Origin of the sequence: Zhongshania sp. (assembly GCF_047636175.1) — a bacterium.
Lineage (GTDB): Bacteria > Pseudomonadota > Gammaproteobacteria > Pseudomonadales > Spongiibacteraceae > Spongiibacter.
Genome location: NZ_JBLIKC010000039.1, coordinates 1 through 16,360, shown reverse-complemented (window position 1 = coordinate 16,360; position 16,360 = coordinate 1). Strand labels below are relative to the sequence as shown.

Sequence of the window (16,360 nt, the reverse complement as noted above, 5' to 3'; positions counted from 1 at the left end):
CTCAAGGCCGCCATCGACACGTCGCGCATCTGTAACTCACCGTACTGAAACAAGGTAATTAAAATTGGCTCGGCAAGTAGCATTAGCGCCACAGCAGCGGGCACTGCCATAAGCAATACACCGCGCAGCCCCCAATCTAGCGTTGATGAAAACGCGATCTCATTGCCGCCAACACGCTGGCGAGACAAATTGGGTAATACCACGGTGGCGATAGCAATCGCAAACACCCCCAGTGGCAGCTCTACTAAACGGTCCGAATAGTAGAGCCAAGAAATACTACCGGTGGGTAAAAACGACGCCAGTACGGTATCCAGTAGTAAATTGATCTGACTTACCGAAACTCCAAATAAAGCCGGAATCATCAAGGTGACAATCTTCTGCACACCCTCGTTGTGCCAATCCCATCGCGGCCGGGGCAGCATTTGAATCCGCTGCAAAAACGGCAGCTGAAATACTAACTGCACCATGCCAGCCATTAACACACCCCAGGCCAAGGCCATTGCCGGCTCAGCAAAATACGAGGAAAAATACAGCGCAGAAACAATCAAGCAGACATTCAATAACACCGGCGTGAACGCCGGCACCGCAAAGCGGCCAAAGGTATTTAAAATAGCGCCGGCAAAACCGGTCATGGAAATAAGAAATAAGTACGGAAAGGTAATCCGGATCATATCCGAGGTGAGCTGAAACTTAGCGGGATCATCACGAAAACCGGGGGCAAACAGGGTGGCAACCAGCGGCGAGGCTATTACCGCCAAGGAGGTGACCAGCAATAACACGCCACCCAAAGCACCGGCAGTGCGGTCAATCAGCAACTTAACGGACTCTTTGCTGCCATTTTCCTTGTACTCAGATAATACCGGCACAAAGGCTTGAGAGAACGCACCCTCGGCAAACAGACGCCGCAGAAAATTGGGGATTTTAAACGCGACAAAAAAACAGTCTGCGTTGCTGCTAGCGCCTAAAAAAATTGCAATAACAACGTCACGAGCCAGCCCCAACACTCGCGACATCAGCGTCATCACACTGACCAACAAACTTGAACGCAATAAGCCACTTTGCTTTATTGGCTTCTGCACAGCCGTATCACTCAAGCCTGCCACCGCCGACGCAATTCTTCTCTATGCTCACGCAGCCACTGCAGAGCAATCAGGCTGTGAGCGTTATTTATTTTTCCAGCCTCAAGCATGGTCATCGCATCAGCAAAAGAAATAACTTGGGCGTGAATATCTTCGCCCTCGGTGGGAAGTCCGAAATAGCCGCCTGCCGAGCTCAGGTCAACTGCGCCACAAAACAAATAGAAATATTCATCGCTGCCGCCGGGTGAAGAATAATATTCAGCGATCGCATCCATTTCGCCAATCTCTATATTGGCCTCTTCTTTTGCTTCCCGACGCGCCACTTCAGCAGGGCTTTCATCGGTATCAATAATACCGGCGACCAGTTCTAGCAACCAAGGGCGTTCGGCGCGCCTGAGCGCACCAATACGAAATTGTTCAACCAGCAGAATGCAGTCACTTACCGGGTCATAGGGCAGCAAACCCACCGCCGGACCGCGCATAAACACCTCGCGACTGAGCCATTTCCCCCAACCACCGGCAAATAGACGGTGACGCAAACGTAATTTACGCACTTGAAAAAAACCGTGCCATGCTGCGCGGTCTTCTTCAACTTCTACATCTTTGGATTCAAAATCTGTCATTAATAATAGCTGCTGTGCCAGGGATAGAAATAAAACTTAAAACCGTCTTTCGGTATACCAATTGACATCACGGGCGGCTTTATCGACTTGATCGACAACGTCCAACGTCAACGCGAACAGCGCCATACGCACCAACACACCGTTATCAGCCTGCCGAAATATAGCCAAATTGGGATTATCGTTAAGATCGTTGTCTAATTCATTTGCCTCGGTCCGAGAATCGCGGGGCAGTGGATGCATAATGACCGTGTTTGGCTCGCAATAACGAGTATAAATCGATTGATTCAGGCGGTAGCGACCACGATATAAATCTGCCTCGGCGGGGCTAGTAAAGCGCTCTTCCTGAATCCGGGTTGAATACGCAATGTCGACCTTTGAAATACTGCCTTCCATCACATCAGATTCTTGCACCGTGCTACCAGCCTCTCGCAGCTGCTCAATAATCGCTTCCGGCATTTTTAATTCATCGGGAGAAATTAGCATCAAGGTAACATTGTTATACAGGCAAAGTAATTTGCACAGCGAATGTACAGTACGGCCATGTTTCAGATCGCCAATCATGGCAATACGTAGACCATCAAGGTCACTTCGGCCCTGATGCTGCAATTCTTTGCGGATGGTATACAAGTCTAATAAGGCTTGGCTAGGGTGCTCATTTGCGCCATCACCACCATTCATCACCGGCACTCTGCTCGCCGCAGCGAACTCCGCCACCGAACCTGACACCGGGTGGCGCATAACAATAACGTCGCTATAGCCGCTTAAGACCCGCGCGGTGTCATAAAGTGACTCACCTTTAGAAATAGCCGACGTTTCAAACCCGGTGGTTTCTCGCACCTCGCCGCCAAGCAGATTAAAGGCGCAACCAAAACTCACCCGCGTTCGCGTTGAGGGTTCAAAAAACATATTGCCGAGAATGGCACCGTCGAGCACTTTGGTGACGCGCTGCCGATGCGCATAGGGCACCATGCGGTCGGCAACCTCAAAAACGCGCTCAATGTCATCGCGATCAAACTGACTGATAGACAGAATATGACTGCCGGAAAATTTCACTGCTGTCTCTCCGAAAAATTAAACCGCTGCCAACACATCAACAGTGTTCACACCCTCATCAAACTGCAGACTCGCCCAGCGCGCATAAAGCGGCGAACTCTGCAAAAGTTCGGCGTGACTGCCGGTATCCACCAACTTGCCATGATCCAAGACTGCAATAACATCAACATTCACTACCGTCGCTAACCGGTGGGCAATGACGATAGTCGTGCGGCCCTTCATAAGCAATTCTAAGGCTTGCTGAACTTGATACTCACTCTCGGCATCAAGCGCGCTAGTCGCCTCATCTAAGAGTAATAATCTTGGGTCTGCCAATATCGCTCTAGCAATAGCAATACGCTGCCGCTGGCCACCGGAGAGCCGTATACCACCCTCGCCAACAAAACTGTCATAGCCACCTGATAGGCGCTCAATAAACTCGTGGGCATACGCCGAGCGCGCCGCCGCCTCTATTTCAGCCGCACTAGCATTGGGTTTACCGTAGCGAATATTGTCAGCCACAGTGCCGGTAAACAAGACCGGCTGCTGAGGGACCATGGCAATTTGGCTGCGCAGGTCATCAAGGCTGAGTTCGCGAATATCGATACCATCAAAGCGAATCGCGCCGCCCTGAACATCGTAAAAGCGCAAAATTAAATCGACTAAGGTGGACTTACCCGCACCCGAACTTCCCACCAAGGCCACACTGCTACCCGGCGCAATATTCAAAGATAAATTATCAATGGCTTGCTGTTCAGGTCGCGACGGATAACTAAAGTTCACGGCATCAAATTGCAAATTACCCGGTGGCGCCACCGGTAAACTGAGCGGATGTTCAGGAGAAGGCACTAAGTTTTCTGCCGCCAGCAATTCTAGTAGGCGCTCAGTCGCGCCAGCTGCTCGTTGCAGATCGCCATATACTTCTGAAATTGCCCCCACCGAGGCAGCCACCATTACCGCGTAAAAAATAAAGGCCGTCAATTCGCCGCCACTGATTTCACCCGCCAACACATCATGACCACCAACCCACAGCATTGCGGTTACCGCGCCCAACACTAAGGTAATAACAATAGTAGACAGCCATGCGCGCTGATTAATACGCACAATTGCAACAGTAAACGCCGACTCCACATGGCCATTAAAGGCGTCTTTATCGAGCTTTTGATGGTTAAATGCCTGCACCATCTTTATATTTTTAACTGCCTCACCGACAAAGGTACCCACACCGGCGATACGATCTTGGCTCGTGCGTGACAGCGCGCGAACACGCCGCCCAAAAACAATAATCGGCACAACTACCAGCGGCACGCTCAGCATGACTAAACCGGTTAGCTTGGGATTGGTGATAAACAATAGAATCAAACCACCAACAAACATCAGCATATTACGCAGCGCAATAGATACCGAAGAGCCGATGACAGTTTGCAGCAAGGTTGTATCGGTGGTGATGCGGGACTGAATCTCTCCGCTAAGATTGGTTTCAAAGTAACCAGGGTGAAGGTGAACAACATGAGCGAACACCGCCTTGCGCAAATCTGCACTGACGCGTTCGCCAATCCACGACACCAAATAAAAACGCGCAAAGGTACCCGCAGACAAAAGCAAAATCATGACCATAAACAAGAGCAGTGCTTGGTTTAAAGCCGCTTCTGAGGCATTGCTGGAAAAGCCTTGGTCAACCAACATCCGCAGGCCTTGGCCGATCGACAGAGTAATTGCCGCAGTGCAAATTAAGGCCAGGCTAGCCCCCACCATTTGCCAGCGATAAGGCCGCAAGAACGTCATCATCGCCTTTAATACACCGACGTCCGTACTTTTTTCGCGCTCTGAACCTGTATCCGTCATAAATCTCCCCTGCTTAGCCGAGCATTATCGCCTTTATCGCAAGTGCAGGAAAGCGGCGTTTACAGGCATTTACTAGTCGGTAAAATTAATTCGGCGACTGAATGATCAAGGATTCTTTTTCACTGCGCCGCAATTTTTTTATGGCAGCTTCGCGTCGCGATGCCATCGAACGATTCTCTGCGGGCTCGCAATACACCATTGCCTCGGCTGGATCACCGCGAAAAAAGCGAGCACCGCGCCCACCCTCGCCACAATGCTCCCTAAAACGACGTTCTGGATCAGTGGTAATGCCGGTATACAGCTTGCCGCTGCGACTGCGCACCAGATATACCCACCAAGCCGACGTCACAAAACCTCTTGCTCCAAGGCATCGGCGTAATCATTCAGCTCGCTTAATATCATTGCATCCGTGCTGGAGGTGCGCTCGCCCGCAAGCTCAACCAAGCGCTGCCGAAATGCCGTAAAGCCCAGCTGGCCCGATGCTGGATCACGCAAACACTGGCGGCAAAAGTCCCGCCATTTTTCTCGTTCAGAATCAGACAAACTCATGGGGAAATTACGGGCCCGATAGCGCCACAATAATTCCGGTAAGCGCGCATCGCTAAAGCGATAGCTATGCATGGCGAGAATGTCTGGCGTCGCACGGCGCACCTCATCCATCATTTTTTTATCGTCGCCGTTAAAAAAGCCGCCGCCGTATAGCATGACGTCTGGATCGTTGTTTTGCGCAAACTCGCGCGCACCAAAAATTTCCTGCAACTTCTCTACCACACCGACTGCTTTATGAAGTTGGGCCCAATGACGGCGGCACAGCGCCATATCGATCTGCAAGCGCTGGCTCACCGCCTCATCGACTAATTTGGCGGTCGCAATAATTGGCGCGCGGTTAATATGAATTTCTTTCAGCGGAATACGCTCAGTACCTTCGGGTAAATCTGCGGTTGCACTGAATACCCGCACGGCAATTTCCTCGGCAGACAGTTCAATCAGTGGGCTAGGATCCACACTTAAGTCATAAACAATCACGCTGTTTTTATTATCGGGGTGCAGAGCCAAGGGCATCATCAGCGCCGAGCAAAACTTAGCTGCGGGCAAGCGCCCAGAAACATGCAATACCGGCACTTGGGTCACCACATCTAACATGGCAGCCACTGTGCGTTTATCTCGCAGACTCAGTGCATAGGCAAACAACTTAGGCTGGCGCTGTTTTAACAACTTGGCCAGATCAATTGTTGCATACACATCCGACAGAGCATCGTGGGCAGATTCATGACTCAGGCCATTGGCAATACACAGCTCTCCTAGCTTAAAGCTGGGTGTGCCGTCTTCACGTAAGGGCCATTCAATACCATCTGGGCGCAGAGAGCGACACAAGCGGGCCACATCGATAAGATCCCAGCGCGAATTGCCGTTTTGCCACTCGCGAGCATAGGGGTCATAAAAATTGCGATATAAGGTGTAGCGCGTCACTTCGTCATCGAAGCGAATACTGTTGTAACCGACACCACAGGTACCCGGCTGGGATAACTCTGCATGGACAGTGGCAATAAATTCCGACTCAGACACCCCTTCTTGCAGCGCTTGCTGGGGTGTAATACCGGTAATCAAACAGGCATCTGGGTGAGGGAGATAATCCGGACTCGGGCGACTGTAAACCATTAATGGCTCGCCGATAATATTTAAATCAGCATCAGTTCGCACACCAGCAAACTGCACTGGCCGGTCACGGGCGGGATTCGCGCCCCAGGTTTCGTAGTCGTGCCAATAGAAGGTTGCAGTGGCCAAGATGTCATCCAATCAGAGAAGCAGTGACAGTATTGCACATGGCTGAGGGGGAAAAAGCAAACTATGTGATGACTTACTGTTAATCGAGGTGGAATAAATCACAAAAACATCAGCAGAGCACGCCTAAGCGCGCCCTGCTTTAATGGACTAAGAAACCGTAATCGCCTGCTCTTGTATTTTAGCCTTCCAGATTTGCGGGCCAATTTTATGAACAGATTCACCGCGCACATCAACCGCAACGGTGACGGGCATATCTTCAATGGTGAATTCGTAGATCGCTTCCATTCCCAATTCAGGGAAGCCCACCACTTCCGACTTTTTGATAGCCTGCGCCACCAAGTAGGCCGCTCCGCCCACTGCCATTAAGTAGGTTGCACCAAACTCTTTGATGGCCTCAATAGCGACGTCGCCGCGCTCAGACTTACCAATCATGCCCATCAAGCCAGTTTCGGCCAGCATGGTGCGGGTAAATTTATCCATTCGTGTTGCCGTGGTCGGGCCAGCAGGGCCAACTACTTCGTCGCGTACCGGATCAACTGGGCCAACGTAGTAAATAAACCGACCTTTCATATCTACAGGCAGCTTTTCACCACGGGCAAGCATATCGACCATTTTCTTATGCGCGGCATCGCGACCCGTGAGCATTTTACCGCTCAGCAAAACCGTATCACCGGGCTTCCAGGTATTCATTTCTTCTTGAGTAACGGTATCAAGATTAACCCGCTTTACATTCTCACCCGCTTCACGAGTCACTTCTGGCCACTCGTTCAAAGAGGGCGGGGTAAGTACTGCGGGGCCGCTGCCATCGAGTGTAAAGTGAGCGTGACGAGTTGCAGCGCAATTGGGGATCATGGCAACCGCTTTGTTAGCAGCATGAGTTGGAAAGTCTTTAACCTTCACATCCAGTACCGTAGTCAAGCCACCCAGGCCCTGCGCGCCGATACCTAATTTGTTTACTTTTTCAAACAGCTCCAAACGCAATTCTTCGGCGCGATTACTGGCACCACGTTTTTGCAGATCGTGAATATCGATGGGGTCTAACAAGGCCTCTTTGGCGATAATCATCGCCTTCTCTGCGGTGCCACCAATACCGATGCCCAGCATACCTGGCGGACACCAGCCAGCACCCATAGTCGGCACCATTTTTAGCACCCAATCCACTACCGAATCAGAGGGATTTAACATGGCAAATTTAGATTTGGCCTCAGAGCCGCCACCCTTGGCAGCCACGTGCACCTCTACGGTGTCGCCAGGGACAATCTCGTAGTGAATAACAGCGGGGGTATTGTCTTTGGTGTTGGCGCGGGCGCCGTCCGGATCTGCCAAAATTGAGGCGCGAAGGACATTATCAGGCAAGTTGTAAGCTCGGCGAACACCCTCATTAACCATGTCCGTTACGCCCATCGTGCCTTCCCACTGAATATTCATACCGACAGTGAGGAATACAGTCACAATACCGGTATCTTGGCAAATCGGGCGTTTGCCCTCAGCGCACATACGCGAGTTGATCAGTATTTGTGCCATCGCATCTTTGGCGGCGGGATTCTCCTCGCGCTGATAGGCTTCATCCATGGCGCGAATAAAATCAACGGGGTGGTAGTAAGAAATATATTGCAGCGCGTCGGCCACACTTTGAATAAGGTCATCTTGACGAATTACGGTCACGGGAAGACTCCTGATAAATGGTTGGCGACAACGCCCAGATTGGCGCGAAAGTATACACCAGCAGGAGGGCGGTAGTGTAGAGTCTAGGGCCGCACCACCGCCTGTTCAAACAAATCAACGCGGTGTCGGGCTACCCGCATGGTATTGCGTCATCGTTTGACGCATAGATTCGATGTCGCGATTTACTTGCTTGCGGAAAGCATTCACCGAGTCTAACCAATCTTCATTTTGAGCAATGCGGCGCTCAACATCTTTGACTCTGGCATCGAAGCTACCGCCGGCGGCGACTTGCTTAGCCATAGTAAATAGCTCTTTGCGATTCACTTCAGACTGAGCAATGACCCTGTCCAACTTACCTGACATTGAGGTAAAGGATTCGCGATCACTATTGTATGACGCCGAAATTTTACTTAGCTGCGCATCACTGCTCTTGAGTTTGCTGTCAAGCGCCGCAATTAGTTTGATCGCCTTATCGAGCTGAGCCTGTTGCTTGTCTAGAGTGGCATCGTGCTGAGCTAATTCGTCCTTTTGCTTCCTCCAGACATTGTCCCATAGTTTGCGAACCTCTTGGTCCAACTCCTTGAGCTTCACAGATGTGGTTACGGTACTTTCGCTAATGCTCTCATCTGCTGATGACAGACGCATTTCCAAAGCATCGATGCGGTCCTGACTCGACAGTATCTGCGCCTGGGTTGCCGTTAACTGCTCGTAAAAATAGTAAGACACGCCCGAGAGCAACAATACCAACACCGTCAGCATGAACATGACGAAACCACCGCCACCACCACCCTTGGGCGCGCCCATTTTCGGCTGGGCGGGCTTTTTCATTGCCGCGCGCTGGACAATATCCTCATCATCAATCGAGAGTGAAATTTTTGGTTCCTGTCTGTCCGTGCTCACGGTTATCAACTCACTGTGTTTGAAAGAGGTAAAAAAAAACATTATGACACTGGCATGCTGGGGGTTAAAGCACTCGGCGAGGGATTCGAGTCTTATTAGATACGCAAGTTCATCGCCTTTGTTATACTTTAGCGGCTTTAACGCTGCGCATTATGCTCAAGCTGCGCAAAGTGCGATATTGAGCAAACCGACAACAATAGAAATCTAAGACAATAATACGCAAAACGAGGCTATTTTTAATGGATGCATTTATTTCACCAGACCTGTTACTCCGCTGGTTGCACGTCCTGTTCGGCATTACCTGGATCGGTTTACTGTACTACTTCAATTTTGTGCAAACAGAATACTTTAAAGAGGCTGAAGCCTCAGCTAAAGCCGACGCCGTAAAAAAACTAGCTCCTAGAGCGCTGTGGTGGTTTCGCTGGGGTGCAATGTTCACCTTTTTAACCGGCTTTGGTCTACTACACTTCACTATGTCGCGCGGTGGCCTCAACAGCTACATCATTATCGGCGGCCTCATGGGCACCTTGATGTTCTTAAACGTGTGGCTGATTATTTGGCCAAACCAAAAGATCGTCTGCGGTATTGTGCCTGGTGATGCGGCAAAAGCGGCCCCGAAAGCCGGCCTAGCTTCGCGTACCAACACTTTATTCTCGGCACCGATGCTAATCGGTATGCTCGGATCCTTTCACGGCACCGGTGCGGCAGGCGCAGCAGCATTAAGTAAAGCGGGACCCTCTATCAGCTTGGGCCTATGGATTTGCATCGGCTTGATAGCGCTACTTCAAATCAATGCAATGTTCGGCAAAACCGGTCCAATGACGACCGTTAAAGGCGTTATACATTGTAGTATCGCACTGACTGTAGTCATGCTTGCGCTGATTCAATTAGTTTAATCACTATTAGCTCATAAGAAAGGGAGCCTCTTGACTCCCTTTCTTATCATGCACTTCACTCAGACTGCCTTACTTAATCTTATTTAAAACTGACTCGTTCGCAATAACACCAAGGTACAAGCTTCCTGTACTGCAATGCCTGCGCTCTCCAGCTTTGCTGCCATCTCATCGGACTCAGTACCCGGATTAAAAATCACGCGTCGCGGTGCTAAAGCAATGAGCTGATCGATGTCATTTTTCAATAACTCCACTCGAACATACAGAGTCACCGTATCAAGCTTTTCGCACACAGCGGCAATGCTAGCAATACATTTCACCCCAGCGACTTCTGCGTGATAGGGATTCACTGGCAAAACTCTGTGGCCATATTCACGCAGCAATTGCACCGCTTTAAAAGAGTATCGTCCGGGTTTTGGGCTCGCACCCAGCACCAACACTGTTTCAGTCATTAGTCAGCGCCTCCAATTAACGCCGCACAAACAAAAACCGGGCGACAAGCGCCCGGTATCTTCAAACTATCAACTGGAAATTAGTTAGTAGCCGTGCCCATCCAGCGACGCAAAGTAGCAGCCAATTCTTGCGCATTATAGGCTTCTGCATCATCGGGCATGGGATCTTTACCCATTTTAATTTCTAACGATGACTGATAATTGGTACGCGTAGTTGAAGAAGAAATACCACCACTAAAACGCGACGGAGATTGCGAAACTACCGTTTGGCAGCTAAGTAATCCACAGCGTTGATACACCGCCGTGCCGCCACCAAAGTCATTAATACCAGAGATGCTAGTGCTGCCGCGGCTCTTGCTCTCAGTGTCCCGGTTCACCAAATGAAACCAATTATAGCCATTTTGCAAAGTAAGCTCTGCTGCACGCAACATGGCATAGTCATTTACCGTTTCTTTATCGGTGCTGCTATTGCCAGTGAATGTAACGCGATAGCGATCGCTACCTAACTCAGTTTCTGTATAACCGTATGCACCGCGCTCATCAGCAGGCTGATAAGTAGTTCCTGTGCTACTGCAGCCCACAACAAGACCAGACAACAAAATGGCAAAAGCCAACTGTAAACGCATAAAATTCTCCTTAAATACTAAAATTATTCGCGGCTGCACCTATCTGCAATCACCGCCTACCACTTACTGTACCAGCATATTACACCCTTGGAGCTGAACCGAAACTTAACAAACCCTCGTATCGCGACACATCATCGAAGATCGCCCCAATTCTTCTGCATTTCCAGATACATAAATGAGGCTGACCTGGCGATCATCACCAAGCCAGTAAGCGATTTCAAACCATACAAAAATCGCAAATCACCAAGAGGCACAATATCCCCAGAGGCCAAGGACGTATAAATCGTAAAAAAAAATACGCACAATCCAGCAAGATATTGGAAAACTTACCTGTTAACTCGCCAAAACTGCCATTGGCATTGAGAAGCTAGTAGGCCGTGGAAATCACGACCATATTAATCAAGCAAATGATAATAACCATATCGACTCAATATCCATTTTAGCTAGATGACAGCGTCATCTTTGCCTCAGCAACGCCACCCGCCGCTAATTGCAACTCATCCCCAAAGGCCATACCGCGCTCAACACATACGTAGTCGCGGTAATATTGGCCTACATCATCCATTTTAGCAGCCAACACCGCGCCGGGATTCCAGATCACCACGGTATCGCAACCCCGGCCGTCTATCTCAATTTTACGATGACTATCAATAAGCGTCTGATTCGCTCCTACCGCCTCGTATACCCGGTCTATCTCGCGATCAAACACCAAGCTATCGCTTTGCACAAACCGAGACAAACCTTGGCAGTTATCCAGATACTCGCGGCCGTCGATGCCCTCTAGCTTTATTACTGCAGCATCACTAACCGAAAAATAACTGTGGAAAGCGAAACTCAATGGCATTAGCTCTTGCCCCTCATTGCTCAGCCGCAAACTAAGGCGCAACTCCGTTCCAAGCTCAATAGTCAGCTCAGCGAGAAAAGCATAAGGGAATAGCGCTAAATCCTCACTATTGGGACGAAACACCAACCGTAAACTAATGGTGTCGTCCGCCGCTTGCTGCACGTCGTCTAGGCTCCAAAGCTGGGTGCGAGCGAGACCGTGCTTTGGCAAGTCAGCTTGGCGGCGATTCACGCCAAACCACGGCAGGCAGATCGGAATACCGCCTCGAATGGCATCCCCAGGGCGAAACCTAGACAGCGGACTCAACCACAACAACTCTTCCTTAGCTGCAGGACAAAACGCCAAGATATGAGCGCCCTGCAAAGAAATAACAGCTCGGCATTTTTCGCTAATACACTCCAACACCGTCAAGTCCGCGGACTCGGAATTCAGCGTCGAAAAACCGTCCGCCGACGTAAAAATATCGCTAGCGGGTCGCAAGTGGATTTGAGCATTACGTAATTCAAGCGTATCTATGCTCGCCGCGATGTCTGCAGTCACCAATGATTTCTCCACTTCAATTCATGTTCACTCGCGCGGATTTAATCGCGCTTCTGGCGTAGCACCAGCATATCGCAAGCGCCTTTCTGAAATTGGTAGGCAACAGGCTTTAACTCGGCAATATAGTCCCGTTCATTAAAGTAGCGGAGCACCCCGGGGACATGCTGCGACACTCGGCCATCTAAACTTAATAAGGGATATATCCGCACTTCTTTAGCAACCCGACACATTTCAGTCAAGGCATCGATGTGCTGGGCGGCGTCAATTTGCTCGCTGTATAAAAACAAGAGATGAGAACACAGGGCAAGATCGAATTCAGAATCAAAAAACGGCAGCTCCGGTAAGCTGGCATCAACATAGCGCCCGTCCTCAAGACCTTTGTCAAAGTCAGCCAGAAACCGATTCATTGCCGACATCCGAACCGACCCGACATGGCCAGGGTCTTTGAAACTGGCCCAATAATACTGCTGAGTATTGCGGGCAAGCTCAGCGAGAATGCCAGGGTAAACCCGCTGAATACGACTGCGAATACCCTCAGTAGAAAACTGATAGATGGGATCGACAGACATAATGCGGCCACCATGCTGGGTCAATTCCGCATTAAAGCTGGCGGGGCCGTCGCCGCAGCCCAGTATATAGGCTTCTAAGTCTCGCTCTGACAGGGAAAACATACGGCAGTATTCACCGTAAGATCGCCCCCATGGAACAATGGATGACAGTTGCAAAACTTCCTCTCAATAATGAATGCAGGCTCGTATCGGACTGCTATTTAACATAGGGCAACACCATAACCATCGCCGCCAAGCAAGTATAGTGATCGTCGCGGGGACAGCACAAACGGTTTGCACAATCCCTTCCCAATCACCCGACATTGGCGCAGCAGGCCTTTCCCACAACGAATGTCGTTGCTTAAACATCCCGTATCTATCCTAATTCCGCTCCGTCGGTAGATGTGAACAATAGCGTCATTCCAATTAACACTCTGACGAGATACCTAACTCATTGAAATTCATGAAAAACGCGACATGATTACGGGCAAGGAATATATGACAGAAATAGTGGAAATTAGTTTTCGCTTGACCGGCTGGCACCAACGGTGGCGAAGCCAACTCATTGAATTACCGTTTTTTTAAACCCGCACTGAAAAGTCTGTATAACTCACTATTAGACCTCAATGGAGACACATTCCAATGCTGAAATGGATTGCAGCAATCGCCGAAAAATACTCCGATGCAGCAGAAGTATTGAAATTACTGGCCAGAGGTACCGATGATTGAGTCAATTTATACCGTATCTATGAAATCGTGAAACGAGACCTAAGCGGTGACAATCAGATTGTCCGTCAAGGTTGCGCCACATCGAACGACCTGACCAAGTTTCGCCGCACGGCTAACAGCCCGGACTCAATTGGCCATGATGCTACATGGAGTTCAAGCTGGGGACCCGCCGCCAGTACCTATGGAATTGTCAGAAGCAAAAAATTTGGTTAAGAACGTAGCCCAGTAGTGGCTGCAGAGCAAGGTCTAACAAATTGCTGAAGCGGACATTTGACCCGCCACCTATTTTTCCGGATATACGAGGAGCGACGAATGGCCAGTTATCCCGATGCGCTCGACCACATGCTAGCTGCATGGAATGAAGCGGACGCTGCCAAAGTTAGAAACCGCCTAGCTACAGCACTAGATTCGAATATTCGTTTTGTTGATCCCTCTATCGGCAGCTAGACAACACCCGCATGATCGGCCCAGATGACGGGTAAAATATCAGGCACAAAAAAACCGCCTCTTGGGCGGTCTCTTCGTGGCTATCAGGTGGTACGTCCGATAGCCCTGTACAAGTGTTGTAACGAACAACGAAGAATTTACCGTAGCCATACGATCATGTCAAATATTGATAGACCAACTGCTTTTTAATAATTACGCTGATAAGCTTACATTGTTGCGTTGCACTACTCACTGCAAAGCGAGCATCTGGATTACTAAAATACGCTATTTTCATAAATAGTATGTGAAAGAACGGGGCAGACGTTCCGTCTTTACTAGGCCGACAAGCTGGGTTGGTAGCCCAACTCCCTGTTTCATTGTCGATTTTTTAACTTTGAGCTGTACAAGTGTTGTAACGAACACTTCCGTCTTAAATCCCGCACAGGGAAGGATGACAAGGCGCGGCTCCTCAATATGAGGTATGACCATGGAGATAATCATGGCTATCATCTTTCTTGGGCTAATTATCGGTGGCGGTATCAAGGTAACAATTGGTGATGTCAATATCGGTAATGGCCGCAAGAAAGACCAAGACAAATAAACAGAATCACTCTGTTTTACCCCGCTTTACGGCGGGGGTTTTTCTAAAGCTCGCGATCTACACGCCAAACACTTTATAGGATACGATCCTTATCAACGGGGAAAAAAGTACCCGTTCTCGTAGTTAACTCCCCCTATTAACAGGTCAATTTCAGCAAACCTTACGTTGTCACTAACCCTTCTTACCTGCACGCCACTAACACTCGCGCACACTAGTGCTGCGTCTATCTGATTTTTCACTAATATTGCCGAATTAAATAACTCATCACATTTATCCTCGTACTTAACGAGGAGCACCGCGTCATCGGGTAAATGGCAAACAACGTCACCTATAGCGGCAAATCCTACGGGATTTGCACTTAACCTGTCGTGATCCATATCACCCAACAAATCATACAAAGAGCCCAGTGATAGCGTAGCCTCCCCGTTCGACACCCCTAACTCAACAAACGGAATAGATTGGAACTCAACCTCTCTAGCTACACCACCCACAGTGACATGTTCCTCACCGTCCACAACATCAAGAGTAAACAATTGATGTCACTGGTATTGACGGATTTGAATAGAATGTTCACGACGTTAAGCCAAAAGTTCCAGGCGCAGTGTATTCGCGAACGAGCGGAGTGGATTCTCAGTATAATTTTCACCGCTACCATTGGGTTATTCATCAAGGTGGTCAGTTGCTGCTGTCTGGGTTTGATGGAACGGAAACCGACGAGCAAAGTAAAGTACGGTGTGTTATCGGTTTTTTTGGTGACGTTCGGCAAAACTAGCGGCCAAAAAAATCGGCACACCCGTCGCAGACAATGTGACCACAGGCAAACGTGACCTTTGCAGTTGTGTGTTATGGCCTGATGCTTTCTTTGATTGAGCTTGGACGCCTTAGGCATTTTTTTCATAAAAAAGCATCTCTGCAACATAGACAGAGATGCTTACTCTGGACAGGTAGTGGGAGGTTTAAACTATTGTTTCCCACTTTTGCTTTGGCCTTTGATCATTAGGCCAATTTACAGGTTTTGATTCCCACTCCTCTTTTTTACTGGGGAATAGGAAGCTCTGCACCAACACCGCTCAAATCAGGCTCGCCAAGTGAATCGGCAACATTACCCTCAAAGTCGGGTTGGCCATCTGCCTTAACCGCAAACAGTGGCAGCCTAACACTGGCTGTCACATTCACTGCCGGTATGGTTATGTCACGGGAAAACGCCTCTAGGTACTGGGGATGATAGCCACTGAGCCAGAAACCCAGTTCATCACCTTCCACTAGCCGCTCTGCTATCCCCACCATATCAATATCGGTATGCTCACCCAAACCTCGCACCGGTGCTATCTGATCGTCTAGCAAACGCCACTCACCACCAGCGCTGCGGATCGCTAAACCGGCAAACAAGATACTGTCACAGCCCGTTCGCAAGGTAGGAATACCGCCCAGCGCACACACCGCGTCGTTAACTTGCTGAGGTGTTGTCACCGTAATGTCCAACTGCGGAATGCCCGCAACAATGACGCCATTGGTATCGATCACACTCAGCAGAGGGACAATATTGACATCCTGCCCCTGCTCCAGTGCCGACGGTAAATGGGCGGCTTGGGCGGCAACACCATTAAAGACATTGCTTGCCGAAACATCATTGAATTCAGTAAATGTCACCGCCGTTGTGTCATTAACAGAACGCCGCGCCTTAAATTGTGATATTGGAATCATCACTGCATCGTCATCCGCGAGTGATGTACAAATTGCGTTTTCACCACTGAGATAAGGAGCGGCCGGCA

The 16,360-nt window shown here is 49.5% G+C and carries 17 protein-coding genes; 3 read left to right on the top strand and 14 right to left on the bottom strand.

The window, feature by feature from the left end:
- From murJ to ACI955_RS16380, 8 genes are all read right to left on the bottom strand, one after another.
- On the bottom strand, positions 1-1,022 hold a 1,022-nt coding region (murJ, locus tag ACI955_RS16415; RefSeq protein WP_415244824.1), incomplete at its 3' end, for a murein biosynthesis integral membrane protein MurJ.
- Positions 1,023-1,090: 68 nt separating this feature from the next.
- Complete coding sequence (locus ACI955_RS16410) at positions 1,091-1,702, bottom strand: NUDIX domain-containing protein (RefSeq protein WP_415244823.1); 612 nt, start codon at positions 1,700-1,702, stop codon at positions 1,091-1,093.
- 36 nt (positions 1,703-1,738) lie between these two features.
- Complete coding sequence (locus ACI955_RS16405; protein ID WP_415244822.1) at positions 1,739-2,755, bottom strand: aspartate carbamoyltransferase; 1,017 nt, start codon at positions 2,753-2,755, stop codon at positions 1,739-1,741.
- 18 nt (positions 2,756-2,773) lie between these two features.
- Positions 2,774-4,579: an ABC transporter transmembrane domain-containing protein gene (locus ACI955_RS16400; RefSeq protein WP_415244821.1), complete on the bottom strand. Its 1,806-nt coding sequence runs from the start codon at positions 4,577-4,579 to the stop codon at positions 2,774-2,776.
- Positions 4,580-4,664: 85 nt separating this feature from the next.
- Positions 4,665-4,928 carry a GIY-YIG nuclease family protein gene (locus tag ACI955_RS16395; protein ID WP_415244820.1) on the bottom strand — a complete coding sequence of 88 codons (264 nt, stop codon included), beginning with the start codon at positions 4,926-4,928 and terminating at the stop codon, positions 4,665-4,667.
- Positions 4,925-6,364 (bottom strand): exodeoxyribonuclease I, encoded by a 1,440-nt coding sequence (gene sbcB / locus ACI955_RS16390; RefSeq protein ID WP_415244819.1) that lies wholly within the window; start codon positions 6,362-6,364, stop codon positions 4,925-4,927. The genes ACI955_RS16395 and sbcB overlap by 4 nt, the downstream gene beginning before the upstream one ends.
- Positions 6,365-6,511: 147 nt before the next feature.
- Positions 6,512-8,029 (bottom strand): fumarate hydratase, encoded by a 1,518-nt coding sequence (locus ACI955_RS16385; RefSeq protein WP_415244818.1) that lies wholly within the window; start codon positions 8,027-8,029, stop codon positions 6,512-6,514.
- Between the two features lie 114 nt (positions 8,030-8,143).
- Complete coding sequence (locus ACI955_RS16380; protein ID WP_415244817.1) at positions 8,144-8,929, bottom strand: hypothetical protein; 786 nt, start codon at positions 8,927-8,929, stop codon at positions 8,144-8,146.
- 239 nt (positions 8,930-9,168) lie between these two features.
- Between ACI955_RS16380 and ACI955_RS16375 the strand changes: the two genes are divergently transcribed.
- Positions 9,169-9,825 (top strand): urate hydroxylase PuuD, encoded by a 657-nt coding sequence (locus ACI955_RS16375; RefSeq protein WP_415244816.1) that lies wholly within the window; start codon positions 9,169-9,171, stop codon positions 9,823-9,825.
- Positions 9,826-9,908: 83 nt separating this feature from the next.
- Here the strand turns inward: ACI955_RS16375 and ACI955_RS16370 are convergent, their stop codons facing one another.
- From ACI955_RS16370 to ACI955_RS16355, 4 genes are all read right to left on the bottom strand, one after another.
- The gene (locus ACI955_RS16370; protein WP_415244815.1) at positions 9,909-10,274 is read right to left on the bottom strand and encodes a CoA-binding protein; all 366 of its coding nucleotides are present in this window, start codon (positions 10,272-10,274) and stop codon (positions 9,909-9,911) included.
- 80 nt (positions 10,275-10,354) lie between these two features.
- Positions 10,355-10,900, bottom strand: a complete 546-nt coding sequence (locus tag ACI955_RS16365) for a CC0125/CC1285 family lipoprotein (RefSeq protein ID WP_415244814.1) — start codon at positions 10,898-10,900, stop codon at positions 10,355-10,357.
- A gap of 439 nt (positions 10,901-11,339) precedes the next feature.
- Positions 11,340-12,284: a D-hexose-6-phosphate mutarotase gene (locus ACI955_RS16360; RefSeq protein ID WP_415244813.1), complete on the bottom strand. Its 945-nt coding sequence runs from the start codon at positions 12,282-12,284 to the stop codon at positions 11,340-11,342.
- 41 nt (positions 12,285-12,325) lie between these two features.
- Positions 12,326-13,009, bottom strand: a complete 684-nt coding sequence (locus ACI955_RS16355; protein ID WP_415244812.1) for a class I SAM-dependent methyltransferase — start codon at positions 13,007-13,009, stop codon at positions 12,326-12,328.
- A gap of 864 nt (positions 13,010-13,873) precedes the next feature.
- Here ACI955_RS16355 and ACI955_RS16350 point away from each other — a divergent pair.
- Positions 13,874-14,008: a hypothetical protein gene (locus ACI955_RS16350; RefSeq protein ID WP_415244811.1), complete on the top strand. Its 135-nt coding sequence runs from the start codon at positions 13,874-13,876 to the stop codon at positions 14,006-14,008.
- Positions 14,009-14,680: 672 nt separating this feature from the next.
- Here ACI955_RS16350 and ACI955_RS16345 read toward each other — a convergent pair.
- The gene (locus tag ACI955_RS16345; RefSeq protein WP_415244810.1) at positions 14,681-15,079 is read right to left on the bottom strand and encodes a hypothetical protein; all 399 of its coding nucleotides are present in this window, start codon (positions 15,077-15,079) and stop codon (positions 14,681-14,683) included.
- Positions 15,080-15,210: 131 nt separating this feature from the next.
- Here ACI955_RS16345 and ACI955_RS16340 point away from each other — a divergent pair, with 131 nt between their 5' ends.
- Entirely contained in the window at positions 15,211-15,360 is a 150-nt protein-coding gene (locus tag ACI955_RS16340; protein ID WP_415244809.1) for a hypothetical protein, read from the top strand.
- 263 nt (positions 15,361-15,623) lie between these two features.
- Here the strand turns inward: ACI955_RS16340 and ACI955_RS16335 are convergent.
- The coding region (locus tag ACI955_RS16335; RefSeq protein WP_415244808.1) for a hypothetical protein at positions 15,624-16,360 on the bottom strand (737 nt) is incomplete at its 5' end.